The organism is Pseudomonas tritici, assembly GCF_014268275.3.
GTDB classification, from domain to species: domain Bacteria; phylum Pseudomonadota; class Gammaproteobacteria; order Pseudomonadales; family Pseudomonadaceae; genus Aquipseudomonas; species Aquipseudomonas tritici.
In genome coordinates, this window is sequence record NZ_CP077084.1 from 5,937,805 (window position 1) to 5,952,945 (window position 15,141).

At 60.5% G+C, this 15,141-nt stretch carries 13 protein-coding genes; 5 read left to right on the plus strand and 8 right to left on the minus strand.

Annotated elements, in window-relative coordinates:
• Nucleotides 1–178: 178 nt before the first annotated feature.
• A complete protein-coding gene (gene gbca / locus HU722_RS27295; protein ID WP_065871858.1) occupies nucleotides 179–1,474 on the plus strand; it encodes a glycine betaine monooxygenase oxygenase subunit in 1,296 nt (431 codons plus the stop codon).
• A gap of 907 nt (nucleotides 1,475–2,381) precedes the next feature.
• On the opposite strand, the gene etfB is transcribed toward gbca, so the two are convergent.
• The 6 genes from etfB to HU722_RS27325 all read right to left on the minus strand — a co-directional run bounded on the left by etfB (nucleotide 2,382) and on the right by HU722_RS27325 (nucleotide 10,136).
• On the minus strand, nucleotides 2,382–3,152 hold the full coding sequence (etfB, locus tag HU722_RS27300; protein WP_015886252.1) for an electron transfer flavoprotein subunit beta: 771 nt from the start codon (nucleotides 3,150–3,152) through the stop codon (nucleotides 2,382–2,384).
• A 10-nt stretch (nucleotides 3,153–3,162) separates the two neighbouring features.
• A complete protein-coding gene (gene etfA, locus HU722_RS27305; RefSeq protein WP_065871859.1) occupies nucleotides 3,163–4,383 on the minus strand; it encodes an electron transfer flavoprotein subunit alpha in 1,221 nt (406 codons plus the stop codon).
• Nucleotides 4,383–6,338: a dimethylglycine demethylation protein DgcB gene (gene dgcB / locus HU722_RS27310; protein ID WP_065871860.1), complete on the minus strand. Its 1,956-nt coding sequence runs from the start codon at nucleotides 6,336–6,338 to the stop codon at nucleotides 4,383–4,385. The genes etfA and dgcB overlap by 1 nt, the downstream gene beginning before the upstream one ends.
• 158 nt (nucleotides 6,339–6,496) lie before the next feature.
• Nucleotides 6,497–8,557: a dimethylglycine demethylation protein DgcA gene (gene dgcA, locus HU722_RS27315; RefSeq protein WP_065871861.1), complete on the minus strand. Its 2,061-nt coding sequence runs from the start codon at nucleotides 8,555–8,557 to the stop codon at nucleotides 6,497–6,499.
• A gap of 15 nt (nucleotides 8,558–8,572) precedes the next feature.
• Nucleotides 8,573–9,103 carry a DUF5943 domain-containing protein gene (locus HU722_RS27320; RefSeq protein ID WP_065871862.1) on the minus strand — a complete coding sequence of 177 codons (531 nt, stop codon included), beginning with the start codon at nucleotides 9,101–9,103 and terminating at the stop codon, nucleotides 8,573–8,575.
• A gap of 55 nt (nucleotides 9,104–9,158) precedes the next feature.
• Nucleotides 9,159–10,136 (minus strand): dipeptidase, encoded by a 978-nt coding sequence (locus tag HU722_RS27325; RefSeq protein ID WP_010207105.1) that lies wholly within the window; start codon nucleotides 10,134–10,136, stop codon nucleotides 9,159–9,161.
• A gap of 219 nt (nucleotides 10,137–10,355) precedes the next feature.
• Between HU722_RS27325 and HU722_RS27330 the strand changes: the two genes are divergently transcribed.
• From HU722_RS27330 to HU722_RS27340, 3 genes are read left to right on the plus strand one after another with little or no spacing between them, the layout of a single operon-like run.
• A complete protein-coding gene (locus tag HU722_RS27330; protein WP_065871863.1) occupies nucleotides 10,356–10,757 on the plus strand; it encodes a lysozyme inhibitor LprI family protein in 402 nt (133 codons plus the stop codon).
• Between the two features lie 39 nt (nucleotides 10,758–10,796).
• On the plus strand, nucleotides 10,797–11,279 hold the full coding sequence (locus HU722_RS27335) for a hypothetical protein (RefSeq protein WP_065871864.1): 483 nt from the start codon (nucleotides 10,797–10,799) through the stop codon (nucleotides 11,277–11,279).
• Between the two features lie 27 nt (nucleotides 11,280–11,306).
• Complete coding sequence (locus tag HU722_RS27340; RefSeq protein ID WP_065871865.1) at nucleotides 11,307–11,723, plus strand: DUF3010 family protein; 417 nt, start codon at nucleotides 11,307–11,309, stop codon at nucleotides 11,721–11,723.
• A 36-nt stretch (nucleotides 11,724–11,759) separates the two neighbouring features.
• Here the strand turns inward: HU722_RS27340 and HU722_RS27345 are convergent, their stop codons facing one another.
• Nucleotides 11,760–12,938 carry an ATP-binding protein gene (locus tag HU722_RS27345; RefSeq protein WP_065871866.1) on the minus strand — a complete coding sequence of 393 codons (1,179 nt, stop codon included), beginning with the start codon at nucleotides 12,936–12,938 and terminating at the stop codon, nucleotides 11,760–11,762.
• Between the two features lie 68 nt (nucleotides 12,939–13,006).
• Entirely contained in the window at nucleotides 13,007–13,951 is a 945-nt protein-coding gene (locus HU722_RS27350; RefSeq protein WP_065871867.1) for a GlxA family transcriptional regulator, read from the minus strand.
• Nucleotides 13,952–14,145: 194 nt separating this feature from the next.
• Between HU722_RS27350 and HU722_RS27355 the strand changes: the two genes are divergently transcribed.
• Nucleotides 14,146–15,090: a choline ABC transporter substrate-binding protein gene (locus tag HU722_RS27355; protein ID WP_065871868.1), complete on the plus strand. Its 945-nt coding sequence runs from the start codon at nucleotides 14,146–14,148 to the stop codon at nucleotides 15,088–15,090.
• Nucleotides 15,091–15,141: the final 51 nt, after the last annotated feature.

Here is a 15,141-nt window from a genome sequence, read left to right on the forward strand (position 1 = left end):
CCCCCAACGACCTAGGCTTGCGCGTCGGGATCAGGTTGGGCCATGTCGCCCATGGATAAGGTTCGGCGCATCGGCGGCCCCACACTCGCTCCCAACACAGACGCTTTCTTTACGCCTTGCTGCAAACCTGATTAGCCACTTATCTCGGCCACACAGAATGGCCATGAGGACCCACACGATGGACGTCACCGCAACCTTAAGCTTGGGCGATCCGCTGGAACCCGCACGCAAGGCCACCGCGCAGATGCTGCAAGAGCGCGAGCGCACCTTTTCACTGCCACAGCCGTTCTACTCTGATGAACGGCTGTTTGATATCGACATGCAGGAGATCTTCCAGAAAGAGTGGTTGATTGCCGGCATGACCTGCGAGATCCCCACCAAGGGCAACTACCTGACCCTGCAAGTGGGCAAGAACCCGATCATCGTGATCCGTGGCGCCGACGGCGTGGTGCATGCGTTCCACAACGTGTGCCGCCACCGTGGTTCACGTTTGTGCACCAGCGACAAGGGCAAGGTTGCCAAACTGGTCTGCCATTACCACCAGTGGACCTACGAACTGGACGGCCGCCTGCTGTTCGCCGGCACCGAGATGGGCGCCGACTTCGACATGAAGCAATACGGCCTCAAGCCGGTGAACGTAAAGACCGCCGGCGGCTACATCTTCATCAGCCTGGCCGAGAACCCGCCGGCCATCGATGACTTCCTGTCGACGCTGAGCCATTACATGGAACCCTACGACATGGAAAACACCAAGGTGGCCATTCAGACCACCTTGTTCGAAAAAGCCAACTGGAAACTGGTACTGGAAAACAACCGCGAGTGCTACCACTGCAACGCGTCGCACCCGGAACTGCTGAAAACCCTGCTGGAATGGGACGACGTCACCGACCCGCGCGCCGACCAGGCCTTCAAGGACCACGTGGCCGCCTCCGCTGCCGCCTGGGATGCCGAGAAAATCCCTTACGCACACGCCAGCTTTGGCCTGCGCAACCGCATCGTGCGCATGCCGCTGCTCAAGGGCACCGTGTCGATGACCCTGGATGGCAAACAGGGCTGCGCCAAACTCATGGGCCGCATCAAGAACCCGGACCTGGGCTCGATGCGCATCCTGCACCTGCCGCATTCGTGGAACCACTGCATGGGCGACCACATCATCGTGTTCACCGTGTGGCCGATCAGCGCCCAGGAAACCATGGTCACCACCAAGTGGATCGTGCACAAGGACGCCGTGGAAGGTGTGGACTACGACGTGGACCGCATGCGCCAGGTGTGGGACGCCACCAACGACCAGGACCGTCGCCTGGCCGAAGAGAACCAGCGCGGGATCAACTCCACCGCCTACCAGCCCGGCCCGTACTCCAAAACCTACGAGTTCGGTGTGGTGAACTTCGTTGACTGGTACAGCGAGCGCATGTTGAGCAACCTGGGCGCGGCGCCGGCGCCTTACCTCAAAGGCGTTGCCGCCCACGAGTAATTGACACCCACAGATCAAACGGTGGGAGCGGGCTTGCTCGTTCCCACCGTTGAATGTCTTAACTGTTCAAAATTTGAGCAAGCCTCGCTAGCGCCTGTAGATACCCGCCCTCCAGCCTTTACCCAACAACTTATCCACAGAGCCACCCACAGCAATTGTGGGCAAGTACGTCTCCCGCCTAAAATTAAATGAAGAAAATCCGTGACTTATTCAAGCCAGCGGTTTTCACCCGCTCCTGATCACTTATTGATCAACTCACTGAAAGCCACGAATCACGTGCCCTGTAGCGGTAGGCGAACACCTTATCCACAGAAGCACCAACAGACTTTGGGGGCAACTTTGACAGCGCTGTGGAAAACCACCTCAAACCTTCATAAATCGCGGTATGCAGGGATTTTATTTGCGTAAAAGCTTAAATCGATCAGACTTTGATCAATCTCATGAACGCCTTTAATCATAAGGGCTGTGGCCGATAGCGAACACCTTATCCACAGAAGCGCCAACAGAGTATGGGGGCAAGTCTGATGTGTTAAATGGCGGAGTGCAGGGAAAAACCCAAGCAAAAACGGCCAGTTAGCTTGGTTGTTTTTCGTACAGAGGGCTGGAGGGCTTGATTGACAGGGGCTGTGGACAACCGCGAACAGGTTATCCACAGACGGGTCAACAGGGATTGTGGGTAAGCCCAAGGGACGTTAAGAAGTGGGCGCTGGCTTCCCTGCTATAGCCCTTGGAATCTACACATCCTTGTGGTGAGCGGGCTTGCCCCGCGCTGGGGGGCGAAGCCGCCCCAAACTAGGCGACTTGGTTTTATCTGAAACTCAGCGGCGTATTTATTGGGGCGGCTTCGCCACCCAGCGCGGGCAAGCCCGCTCACTACAGGTACAGATACGCCAGCGCCCACAGGGGATCAGCGTACGACGCCTTCCTCAACCAACAACTTGAGAATGGCCTCGGCACCCGCTTCCGGGCTAAGGCCCTTGAGCACTTGCCCACCGCCGCCGCTGGCCTTGGCCGTGGCGGCTTTCATACGATCGGCGCCGCTCTTGGCCTTGATCACCTTGAGCCGCTTGGGGCGAGGCTTGGCCGGTTGCAGCACGGCCCCTGTGTATAACGCGTCCTGCTCGACTTCAACTTCGTGAGCCGCCAGTTCACCGCGCTGCGCCGGGCCATACGCACTTTGCCGAGGCTTGGGCGCGGCGTTATCCACGGTCGCCAGAAATGGCAAACGCACCTTCAACCGGCGCCGCTGGCCGCGTGGCAGGGCTTGCAGCACATGGGCCACGCCCGCTTCGATCGATTCAACCTGCGCCAGCCCGACTATCAGCGGCCAGCCCAACTGCTCGGCCAGCAAGAACGGCAACATGCCCGAGCCTTCACCGGTTTCGGCCTGGCTGCCGGTGAGCACCACCTGGGCACCGGCATCGCGCAAGTATTCACTGAGTACCGGCAACGCATCGCTGCCAGCCGGTTGCTCCAGTACATGTAACTCTGGCAAGCCCATGCCCAGGTAACTACGCAGGGTCGGTTCGGCGATGTTGCCGGCATGCAGCACCTGCAACTTATCCCCAGCCATCTGCAAACCCAGTTCGACAGCGCGGGCGTCCTGCTCCGCACGGCGCGGGCGCCCGGAGGTAGGGTGGGCGCCGATGGAAACCAAACTGATTACATTCGTGGTCATGGCCATATCCTTAAGCCGCATCGCGCTTGGCGCCGTTGCGGTAGGCCTCGACCGCATCGATCAAGGCTTGCAGTATCGCGTTACTTTCGCCAATGACCGAGAGGTCGGCCCGCTTGATCATGTCGCAGCCGGGGTCTAGGTTGATCGCCACCACCTTGTCGCAGGCACCGATGCCTTGCAGGTGCTGGATGGCCCCGGAAATACCCACGGCCACATACACCCGCGCGGTGACCCAGGTGCCGCTGGCGCCGACCTGGCGATCACGCGCCATAAAGCCGTCGTCCACGGCCACCCGCGAGGCGCCCTCGGTGGCACCCAATGCGGCGGCGGTCTGGTGGAAAAGCGTCCAGTCCTTCACGCCATTGCCGCCGGAGAAAATGAATTCCGCCTCGGCCATGGGAATCGCCGCCGGGTCAACCGCCACCGCGCCAAGATCTTCAATGCGCGGCAAGCTGCGCGCCAGGGCTGTGGATAACTCCACGGGCAACACTTCATGCCGGGTTTCGCTGACCGGTTCAGCGCACTCCACGGCCGCCAGGATCAGGCGCGCCAACGGCCGGGCCAAGTCTTCCTGGCCAGCCCCGGCGCGGCCGATGCACTCGTCGCCCTTGATCTGCCAGACCCGCGTGGCCGGGCGTTCCTTGAGGCTGGCGGCAAAGCGTCGGCCCAGTTCGCCACCACCGCTGCGGCTGTCCGGCAGCAACCAGTGGCGCGGGTTGAACTGGTTATCCACAGCGCGCAAACCTTGCACCCGTTGCTCCGGTGAATAACCGTCGAATTCGTGACCTTCCAGCACCAGCAGGCGGTCGACGCCCGCCGTGGCAAACGCATTTTCCTTGTGCTCGCCAAACACCACCGCCAACACCGCGCCATCGCTGCCAGCGAGTTGCCGCGCCAGGCCCAGCAGGTCGCGGTCGTGGCTGCTCAGGCGACCGCCGACCATGTCCGGCACCACGTTGATGTAGAACGCCGGCGCCGGCACCTGATGCAGTGGCAACTGCACTTCCACCGCTGCCGTACGCTTGGCCGCACCGCCCTGCTGGGCGCCGCTGCGGTCGATACGCTTGATGCCGTTGGGACCGATAAAACCAACACCGTGGACGTTCTTGCGGATGACGCCGTTAGGCCCCATCCAACTGTGTTGCACCGGCTGCATCGCCGCGTGCAGCGGGTGCAGACGGTTGCGGGCGATCCATTCGGCCCGTGGGTCGCGGCGGATAATGTCGCTCATCAATGCACCTCCGCAGACTTTTGTTGGACAGGGCGTTTAGTCGGCGAAGTGGCAGGCGCGGCGTCTTCCAATAAAGCGTCGGCCACCAATTCGGCGATGTCCTTGATCAATGGGCGCGGCTCGACTACACCTTCGAGCATTGCCGTGCACTGCGGGCAGCCCACAGCCACCAGCTCGGCGCCGGTTTCGCGGATGTCTTCCATGCGCATGTCCGGAATCCGTTGCTTGCCGGGAATGTCGGTGATCGGCGCACCGCCGCCGCCACCGCAGCAGCGTGAACGGAAGCCCGAACGTTGCATCTCTTTGACCTCAATGCCCAACGCCCGCAGCACTTGGCGCGGCGCCTCGTACTCGCCGTTGTAGCGGCCCAGGTAGCATGGGTCGTGGTAGGTCACGCTGTTGCCTTTGTGTTGGCCCAGGTTCAACGCGCCCTCGCCGATCAACTCGGCCATGAACGTACTGTGGTGTTGCACGAGGTAGTTGCCGTTAAAGGCGCCGTACTCGTTTTTCAGCACATGGAAACTGTGCGGGTCGCAGGTAACGATGCGCTTGAAGCTGTACTTGGCCAGGGTCTGGATATTGCGCGTGGCCAGCAACTGGAAGGTCGCTTCATCACCCAGGCGCCGCGCCACGTCGCCGCTGTCGCGTTCTTCCAGGCCAAGCACGGCAAAGTCGACGTTGGCCGCTTTGAGTACTTTGACGAACGCTCGCAGGGTACGTTGGTTGCGCATGTCGAAGGCACCGTCGCCAACCCAGAACAGTACCTCGGCGCTGCCCTTTTCGCTGAGCAGCGGCAGGTTCAGATCCGCCGCCCAGTTCAGGCGACCGCCCGGTGCAAAGCCGCCCGGGTTATCGGTGGCGATCAGGTTCTCGAGGACTTCGGCGCCCTTGTTCGGAGTCGCGCCTTTTTCCAGGGTGAGGTAGCGGCGCATGTCGACGATGGCGTCCACGTGCTCGATCATCATCGGGCACTCCTCCACGCAGGCGCGGCAGGTGGTGCAGGACCACAGGGTTTCGGCGTCCACCAGGCCGTTGACGATGGGCTGGTGCGGGTTGCCGCTGTGCTCGCCTACCGGTTTGCCTGGATAGGGGCTGCCGGCGAACTTGGCATCAGTGCCGCCAGCCAGGCCGACCACCATATCCTGGATCAGCTTTTTAGGGTTCAGCGGCTGGCCGGCGGCGAAGGCCGGGCACGCGGCTTCGCACTTGCCGCACTGCACGCAGGCGTCAAATCCGAGCAGTTGGTTCCAGGTGAAATCCTTGGGTTTTTCCACGCCCAGCGGCGCGGTTTTATCGCCGAGGTCCAGCGGCTTCAAACCGGTGGAACGGCCACCGCCAAAGCGCTCGGCGCGGCGGTGCCAGGCCAGGTGCAGGGCACCGGCGAAGGCGTGCTTCATCGGGCCGCCCCATGTCATGCCGAAAAACATTTCCGACACGCCCCACAGCACGCCCACACTGAGCAGCGCAGCCAACAGCCAGCCGCCGAAGTCGGCCGGCAGGATCCCGGCCACCGGCAGCGTCACCAGGAAAAAGCTCACCGAAAACGCCATCAGGCTTTTCGGCAGGCGCATCCAAGGGCCTTTCGACAGGCGTGACGGCGGGTTACGGCGGCGCAGATAGACAAACGTGGCGCCGACAAACATCAGCACCGAGGCCAACAGCAGGGCATAGCCGAGGATGCGGTTATGCAGGCCGAAACCGTGCACCAGAATCGCCAGCAGCGCTGACAGCACAAAGCCCAACGCCGTGGCGACGTGGGTGTTGGCGATGTATTTGTCGCGGGCAACCACGTGGTGTAAGTCGACCACGTAGCGCTTGGGCATGGCCAGCAGGCCACCGAGCAGGTCGACTTTGGAGGCGCGGCCACGGCGCCACATGTTCACCCGGCGCAGGGCGCCGAGGACGGCAAGGCCAAGGGCTGCGAATAATAAAATGGGAAGCAAGGTGTTCAACATGGTGAAGCTCCCAAAGACCATACAGGTCTACTGTGAAACTGGCCCCCAATGTGGGAGCGGGCTTGCTCGCGAAAGCGGTGGGTCAGCCACCGGATGTATCGACTGACACACCGCCTTCGCGAGCAAGCCCGCTCCCACATTGGGCCGAGTTCACCTCGTCAGAAATCCTTGCACAGGCGCAGGGCGTCGTAGATCGCAGCGTGGGTATTTCGCTGCGCCACACAATCACCAATGCGGAACAGCAAGTAGCCCTCGCCCGCCTCGCTCAGGCACGGCTGCGGCTGGATCGCGAACAAGGCTTCAACGTCGATCTGGCCCTTGTTGCGCGATCCGTCCTTGAGCCCGTAGTAAAGGGCTTCATCCGGACGCACGCCGTTTTCCACCACCACCTGGTCCACCACCCGCTCCTCTTTGGCACCGGTGTATTCGTTCTCCAGCACCGCCACCAGCTTGTCGCCTTCGCGGTAGACCTTTTCCAGCATCATGTCGCCGGTCATGATCACTTCCTTGGGGTACATGCTGCGGTAGTAGGTCGGGAATGACGTACCGCCGATGGCCACACCGGGCTTGATATCGTCAGTGACGATCTCGACCTGGCAGCCTTTGTCCGCCAGGAAATCCGCCACCGACATGCCGGTGAATTCGCAAATGGTGTCGTACACCAGCACGTTCTTGCCCGGCGCAACCTTGCCGTCGAGCACGTCCCAGCTACTCACTACCAAGCCTTCGGCGGCGCCCCAGTGTTCGTTCTGTTCGATAAACGGATGCCCGCCCACCGCCAGCACCACCACGTCCGGGCGCAGGTCGAGGATGGTCTCGGCATCAGCGGCCACGCCCAGGCGCAAGTCGACTTTCAAGCGTGCCAACTCCAGCTGGAACCAGCGGGTGATACCGGCGATCTGGTCACGTTGCGGCGCTTTCGAGGCGGTAGTGATCTGCCCGCCGATAAATTCTTTCTTTTCCAACAGGGTCACATCGTGGCCACGTTCAGCGGCGACGCGCGCGGCTTCCATCCCTGCCGGGCCGGCACCCACGACCACGACTTTGCGCTTGGGCCCGGTGGACTTCTCGATGATGTGCGGCACGCCCATGTATTCACGGGAGGTCGCGGCGTTCTGGATGCACAGCACATCCAGGCCCTGGTACTGGCGGTCGATGCAGTAGTTGGCGCCGACGCACTGCTTGATCTGGTCGATCTGGCCCATCTTGATCTTGGCGATCAGGTGCGGGTCGGCGATGTGCGCACGGGTCATGCCGACCATGTCCACATAACCGCCTTCGAGGATGCGCGTGGCCTGGTTCGGGTCCTTGATGTTCTGCGCGTGCAGCACCGGGACCTTGACCACTTCCTTGATCCCGGCGGCCAAGTGCAGGAACGGCTCCGGTGGATAACTCATGTTGGGGATAACGTTGGCCAGGGTGTTGTGGGTGTCGCACCCCGAACCCACTACGCCGATAAAATCAAGCATGCCGGTGTCGTCGTAATACTTGGCGATCTGCTTCATGTCCTCATGGGACAAGCCGTCCGGGTGGAACTCGTCACCGCACAGGCGCATGCCCACGCAGAAGTCGTCACCGACCTCGGCACGCACGGCTTTCAGGACTTCCAGGCCGAACTTCATGCGCCCTTCAAAGGTGCCACCCCATTCGTCGGTACGTTTGTTGACCCGTGGGCTCCAGAACTGGTCGATCATGTGCTGGTGCACGGCGGACAGTTCCACGCCGTCGAGGCCACCGGCCTTGGCACGACGCGCGGCCTGGGCGTAGTTGCCGATCACGCGCCAGATTTCTTCCGGTTCGATGGTCTTGCAGGTAGCGCGGTGCACCGGCTCACGCACGCCGGACGGCGACATCAGGGTCGGCCAGTTAAAACCGTCCCAACGCGAGCGACGGCCCATGTGGGTAATCTGGATCATGATCTTGGCGCCATGCTTGTGCATGGCGTCAGCCAGGTTCTGGAAGTGCGGGATGATGCGGTCGGTGGACAGATTGACCGAGCTCCACCACTCCTGCGGGCTGTCGATGGCCACCACTGAGGAGCCACCGCAGATCGCCAGGCCGATGCCGCCCTTGGCTTTCTCTTCGTAATATTTCACATAGCGGTCAGTCGTCATCCCGCCGTCGGTGGCATACACCTCGGCGTGGGCGGTACTGAGCACGCGGTTGCGGATGGTCAGTTTGCCGATTTGAATCGGCGCAAACATTGCTTCGAAAGCCATGGCACGGTCCTCGGCTTACAACGGCTTGACGGTGAACAGGCCGTCATCGTGGCCCTCTTCGGAGCCTCCGTAGACTTGTTCGGCGACGGTACGGATTTGGCTGCCACGCGCCTGCAGAATCTGGTCCATGGCACCGGCAAACCAGCCGGTGAACATGTAGTCGACCTTGCGCCCGACCTTGCCGTACACGTAGACAAACGCCGAGTGTTCAAGCGTGACGCTGGCAGTGCCTTTGTCGAGGTCGATGTCCTGGATCTTGAACAGGCCCCAGCCACGCTGCGACAGGCGCTTCATGTAGTGTTCGAACACTGCGACGCCTTCCAGGCCGTGGCATTCGGCTTCTTTTTCACACCAGTGCCAGGCGGACTTGTAGCCGGCTTTGTAAAGGATGTCGGCGTAGGCGTCAGCGCCGAGGACTTCTTCGATACCCATGTGGTTGTTGACGAAGAAATGGCGTGGCACGTACAGCATCGGCAGGGCGTCGGAGGTCCAGACACCGGTTTCGCTGTCGACTTCGATAGGCAATTGCGGGGCGATCTTGGCCATGGAAACTTAACTCCAGAAAATTCGTTGTGTTGATGTTCCGCGACAGTGCGGTGGCTTATTCGCCCCAGACGTCCTTGAGGACGTTGACCCAGTTCTCACCCATGATCTTGCGCACCACACGCTCAGGGTGACCGCGCTTGAGCAGGGTCTCGGTGAGGTTGGGAAACTCGCCCACAGTGCGGATGCCCAGCGGGTTGATGATCTTGCCGAAGCTGGTCAGGCGGCGCGCGTAACCCTTGTCATGGGTCAGCATTTCGAAGAAATCCTGGCCATGGCCCTGGGTGAAGTCGGTGCCGATGCCGATGGCGTCTTCGCCGACGATGTTCATGGTGTATTCGATGGCTTCGGCGTAATCGTCGATGGTCGAATCGATGCCCTTGGCCAGGAATGGCGCGAACATGGTCACGCCGACAAAACCACCGTGGTCGGCAATGAACTTGAGTTCTTCATCGGACTTGTTGCGCGGGTGCTCTTTAAGGCCCGACGGCAGGCAGTGGGAGTAGCACACCGGCTTTTTCGATTCGAGGATGACTTCTTCGCTGGTCTTGGAGCCCACGTGGGACAGGTCGCACATGATCCCGACGCGGTTCATCTCGGCCACGATTTCGCGACCAAAGCCCGACAGGCCGCCATCGCGCTCGTAGCAACCGGTGCCCACCAGGTTCTGGGTGTTGTAGCACATCTGCACTACGCCGACGCCGAGCTGCTTGAAGATTTCCACATAGCCAAGCTGGTCTTCAAAGGCATGGGCGTTCTGGAAGCCGAAGATGATGCCGGTCTTGCCCTGCTCCTTGGCTTTGCGGATATCGGCGGTGGTTTTCACCGGTATCACCAGGTCGCTGTTCTCACGGATCAGGGTCTGGCTGGCCACGATGTTGTTAATGGTGGCCTGGAAGCCTTCCCACACCGACACCGTGCAGTTGGCAGCGGTGAGGCCACCTTTGCGCATGTCCTCGAACAGGTCGCGGTTCCACTTGGCAATAATCAACCCGTCGATAACGATGCTGTCGGCGTGCAATTCGGCTGGGCTCATCAGGCGTCCCCTTATTGGCGATTCATGCGCCGAATCGTCTGCCGGCGCTTTGGGGCCAGCATATGCCCAGGGGCCGACAGAGCCGGGTGCAAAAACGACAGGGGAATTGCCGAAAGCGTCAATCCACGACAAAGGCTGTTAAGAGGTGTCTGACTGGCGGCTGTTATTTGTCTTACGCTTGGGCCAGAATTCAGCCATTACCTGATATGAGACGGCGCAATGAAATCGATTTTCCTGGCTTTGGCACTCATCGCAACCGGCGTCCACGCCGCCGAAGACACCGACAGCACGCCGTGCGACGGCATCGAAAACGACAAGCAAACCCTGGAATGCGCCACTTACAATAAAACCACCGCCGATCAGTTGCTCAAGGATAACTATCAGGGCCTGTTGGAACGCATGGCTTCGACCTACGGCAGCGACAAGACCAAGCTGGCGGACATTACCGCTCGTCTGAAGGATGCCCAACAGAAGTGGGAAAAGTTACGCGACGCCGATTGCGCCGTGGACACCTTTCCGGCGGTGAACGGCACCAAGGCGTACGCGATTGCGCAGAATGACTGCCTGGCGCGGATGAGTGATGAGCGGTCGGAGTTTTTGGAGTCGATTGGGCAGGAATAAGCAGGCTTTATCGTTTAACACCCTTGAAAAGGACTTCACATGTACTACCCACGCGAAGCGCAACGGGACTTCCTGTTCACGCGCGCCACGCTGCTGTTTTTCTTCATGCTCGTACTCTGCCTGATGCTATTTCTGTCCAAGGACCGGGGCGCACCCTACGCCTTGATCAAAGCGGCGCCCGTAGAAACAATGGGGCAGATCACCCAGCTTGAAAGTGTTGGCCCCCGAGCCTCTAGCACCAACGTTTATTACACGTTCACCCATGACGGCCAACGCGAAGAAGGCATGGTGAACAACAGCAGCTACGTTGACGACCCAGGCTACGTAGTGGGCGGCCCGGTGCCAGTGGTGTATTCGAAGTGGTTTCCGACAGTGCATAACATCAAGGCAAACCTCAAATCGAGCTCGCCCAATTTCTACATCATGAGCGCAAGTGCTGGCCTGATGATTTTATGCTTGATGCTAATGTTCTGGACGGTGCACCGGATCTACCAGCACAAAGAAGAAGATCGGCATTACTGACACCCTCTCATCCCCATAGGCTTGAACATGACTATCTGCGGCATCGAAATCAAAGGCAGCGAAGCCATCATCGCCGTCGCCGCCCTGGACAACCAGGTGTTGACTCACATCGCTCTGGCCACGAAAAAAATCGCCCTTGAAGACGACGATGAAGCGGCCAACGTCAAAGCCTTCGCCGCTCAGGTGAAGGCGTTTGTGCAGTCAAATGCTATCGAACGTATCGCGATCAAGAAGCGCAGCAAGAAAGGCGAATTCGCCGGTGGCCCGACCACGTTCAAGATTGAAGGGGTATTTCAGTTGCTGGACGGTGTTGAGGTGACGCTGTTGTCGCCGCAGACCATCAATGCACAGAACAAGAAGCACACCTTTGACTTGCCGGTGACGCTGAACAAATATCAGTATGAGGCGTACAAGGCGGCGTGTTCGGCACTGGTCAAGAAGTAAGCCACACTAAAAATCCACATTTGATCTCTGTGTTCTTCAGGCAGCTGTACGGCGCCGGTGCTGCAGCCAATCCCCGAAGGATTTGTCTTCCAGCGCATAGCCCCCCCGGCTCGACTTCCATACCAGCTCTTTATCGCGCAAGGCCTCGATACAGGCCTGAATGGTCTGGGTGCCCGGCACTACGTCGCTGCCCATGTCTTCCAACGCCTTGCTGACGGCCGTGATGGTGCTGTCGGTAAACGGCGCGAACGGTTCGTTGTTCTGGGAGCGCTCCACCATCACTTCCAGCACCGCACGCTGGGGAATGGTGAGGGCGTTCCAGGCACTTTCGAATTCGGTCCAAACGCCGGCGCGCAGCAGTTCGGCGCGACTGTGCAGCAGTTGGCCGAGATTGCTCGCCTCCCCCAGTTCCAATGCCACTTCACCAATAATGGTGCGCAACATTTCCGGGCGACGGCCCACCAGCTCGAACGCTTCATCGATGTCGGCCGCATTGAACTGGTTGGTCTTGGCCAGAAGGCCGTTGAGGTACACGGTGTAGGCCTGTGTGAATGCTTTGCCCAGCAGTGGAAATGGCGTGATGCTGGACCCGAAGAACGGCTGGCTTTTACCTAATACCAGATGGGCAAGCTTGTCGCGATTTGACCCCGTGAACACCAGGCGCAACCCGCTGCCCTCGCCTTCACGACCTTGGTTGAGCTGGTCTCGGGCGGCCTTGAGGGCAAACATCGCGTTAACACCCGCTTCGGTGGTGAGCGCGTGCTGGGCTTCGTCGATCACCAGCACGACGGTTTTCTCGGCAGCGCTGTGAAGCAGCTCCAGCGCTTGCGTCAGTGTCGCGCCTGCAGGCAATTGCGGCTTGGTGAAATCCCAGGACAAGGTGCGTAGGAAGCTGAGCTTTTCAATGCCGATATTCTTGGCCAGTTTGCGGATGCCCTTTTCAAAGGGCACCAGGGCACCGGCAATGGCGCTGGAGATCAGGTCGGCGGGGTCTTTTTCCTTGTCGGCCCACAGGTCGACATACACCGCCAGCCAACCACGCGCCTGGCATTCAGGTACAAGGTCCTCACGCAAAAAAGTACTTTTGCCCGTGCGACGCGGCGCCGCGAGAAACAGGCCAGAGGTGAAATCCTGAATACCAGCCCCCACTAGGCCATCGGCAATGCTGCTTGCCAGGTCGGGGCGGCGGAACACAAAGCCGCTGTTCTTGGACATGCTTTTATACTCAATTATGGAAAGGGCTATAAATTATAGTCACGAGTATAATTGACTATAATCAGCCGTCAAACCACCTCCCGTCGCCGATCCTCCCTTGGGCATTTCGCAAACCGTGCCCGATAACTCCGCGTGAAATACGACGGTGATTCAAACCCGCAGGCAATACTCACTTCCAGCACACTCAGATCGCTCTGGCGCAGCAACTGCCGGGCTTTTTCCAGGCGCAGGCCGAGGTAGAAGTTGCTCGGGGTGTCGTTCAAATGCAGGCGAAACAGGCGCTCCAGCTGACGCCGCGTTACGTTGATCGCGTCGGCCAGCGCCAATGTGCTCAGGGGCGGCTCGGTGTGTTGCTCCATCTCGCCGATCACTTGCACCAGTTTTTTGTTGTTGATGCCGTAGCGCGTGGCGATCTGCATGCGCTGGTGGTCTTTGCGTGGGCGGATACGGCCGAGCACGAATTGTTCGGAAACCTGGATCGCCAGCTCCGAGCCATGAGCCTGGGCGATCAGGTCGAGCATCAGGTCGATGGACGCGGTGCCGCCGGCGCAGGTGATACGGCGACGGTCGATTTCGAAGAGTTCCTGGGTCACTGTGAGCTGCGGGTAGGATTCCTTGAACGCGTCGATGGCTTCCCAGTGCAGCGTCAGGCGGTGACCGTCGAGCAAACCTGCTTCGGCGAGCACGCAGGCGCCGGTGTCGATGGCGCCGAGGGTCACGCCGTCATGGTCGAGGCGGCGCAGCCAGTGTTCCAGCGCGGGCGTGGCGAACTGCAAGGGTTCAAAGCCCGCCACCACCAACAACGTCGCGCCTTTTTTCAGCGGTTCCAACGCGGCGTCGGCGTTGACCGACATGCCATTGCTCGCCAGCACCGCGCCGCCGTCCGCGCTCAATATGTGCCAGCGGTACAACTCGCCGCGAAAGCGGTTGGCCACTCGCAGCGGCTCCAGCGCGGAGATAAACCCGATGGCCGAAAAACCCGGCATCAGCAGAAAGTAGAAATCCTGGGACATGGTGGCGCTCTCGTAGTACGGGCAGCGTGCTCACTGTGATACGCCAGTTCAACGGGCCATTCAAGAGCACAGGTCGCTGCAGTGCAAGAGCGGGTCGCCGCCGTGCGTTTTGTCGCCCCCAAAGCTACGTAACGTGATCCCACGGCGCACAAAGACGCCGGCCCCCACAATAACGACCTGCCGAGGGATCCACCATGAACCGACTGATCCGCCGCTGCGTGCTCGCACTCAGCGCCAGCGCCATCTTGAGCACCCACGTAATGGCCGCCGATGCGGCGTCCTGCCAGAACGTGCGCATGGGTGTGGTGAACTGGACCGACGTAATCGCCACCAGCGCCATGACCCAAGTGTTGCTCGACGGCCTCGGCTACAAGACCAAACAGACCAGCGCCTCTCAGCAAATCATCTTTGCCGGCATCCGCGACCAGCGCCTGGATATGTTCCTGGGCTACTGGAACCCGCTGATGACCCAGACCATCACCCCATTCGTCGACGCCAAGCAGGTCAAGGTCCTCGACAAACCGAGCCTGGAAGACGCGCGCGCCACCCTCGCCGTGCCGACCTACCTGGCGGACAAGGGCCTGAAAACCTTCGCCGACATCGCCAAATTCGAAAAAGAGCTGGGCGGCAAGATCTACGGCATCGAGCCCGGCTCAGGCGCCAACACGCAGATCAAGGCAATGATCGCCAAGAACCAGTTCGGCCTGGGCAAGTTCCAACTGGTGGAATCCAGTGAAGCCGGCATGCTCGCCGCCGTCGACCGGGCGGTACGCCGCAAGGAGGCCGTGGTGTTCTTTGGCTGGGCGCCGCACCCGATGAACGTCAACGTCGCCATGACTTACCTCACCGGCAGCGACGACGCCCTGGGCCCGAACGAAGGCATGGCGACCGTGTGGACCGTGACCGCACCCACCTACGCCGAGCAGTGCCCCAACGTGCACAAACTGCTGACCAACCTCACCTTCACCGCCGCCGACGAGAGCCGGATGATGCAGCCGTTGCTGGATCACAAGGACGCCCTCGAATCCGCCAAACAGTGGCTCAAGGATCACCCGCAAGACCAGGCTCGTTGGCTGGAAGGTGTGACCACCTTCGATGGCAAACCGGCTGCGGCCAACCTGCAATTGACCAGCAAGTAACCCCTATTCAATTACCGTTTCGCAGCTACAAGCGGCTGCGAACGGCACCAC

What these genes read in the sequence shown, in the direction of transcription:
- etfB (WP_015886252.1), bottom strand. Translation starts at nt 3,152, where the DNA reads ATGACCACGAATGTAATCAGTTTGGTTTCCATCGGCGCCCACCCTACC.
- HU722_RS27320 (WP_065871862.1), bottom strand. Translation starts at nt 9,103, where the DNA reads ATGGCCAAGATCGCCCCGCAATTGCCTATCGAAGTCGACAGCGAAACC.
- gbca (WP_065871858.1), top strand. Translation starts at nt 179, where the DNA reads ATGGACGTCACCGCAACCTTAAGCTTGGGCGATCCGCTGGAACCCGCA.
- HU722_RS27350 (WP_065871867.1), bottom strand. Translation starts at nt 13,951, where the DNA reads ATGTCCCAGGATTTCTACTTTCTGCTGATGCCGGGTTTTTCGGCCATC.
- HU722_RS27330 (WP_065871863.1), top strand. Translation starts at nt 10,356, where the DNA reads ATGAAATCGATTTTCCTGGCTTTGGCACTCATCGCAACCGGCGTCCAC.
- etfA (WP_065871859.1), bottom strand. Translation starts at nt 4,383, where the DNA reads ATGAGCGACATTATCCGCCGCGACCCACGGGCCGAATGGATCGCCCGC.
- dgcB (WP_065871860.1), bottom strand. Translation starts at nt 6,338, where the DNA reads ATGTTGAACACCTTGCTTCCCATTTTATTATTCGCAGCCCTTGGCCTT.
- HU722_RS27345 (WP_065871866.1), bottom strand. Translation starts at nt 12,938, where the DNA reads ATGTCCAAGAACAGCGGCTTTGTGTTCCGCCGCCCCGACCTGGCAAGC.
- HU722_RS27335 (WP_065871864.1), top strand. Translation starts at nt 10,797, where the DNA reads ATGTACTACCCACGCGAAGCGCAACGGGACTTCCTGTTCACGCGCGCC.
- HU722_RS27325 (WP_010207105.1), bottom strand. Translation starts at nt 10,136, where the DNA reads ATGAGCCCAGCCGAATTGCACGCCGACAGCATCGTTATCGACGGGTTG.
- HU722_RS27340 (WP_065871865.1), top strand. Translation starts at nt 11,307, where the DNA reads ATGACTATCTGCGGCATCGAAATCAAAGGCAGCGAAGCCATCATCGCC.
- HU722_RS27355 (WP_065871868.1), top strand. Translation starts at nt 14,146, where the DNA reads ATGAACCGACTGATCCGCCGCTGCGTGCTCGCACTCAGCGCCAGCGCC.
- dgcA (WP_065871861.1), bottom strand. Translation starts at nt 8,557, where the DNA reads ATGGCTTTCGAAGCAATGTTTGCGCCGATTCAAATCGGCAAACTGACC.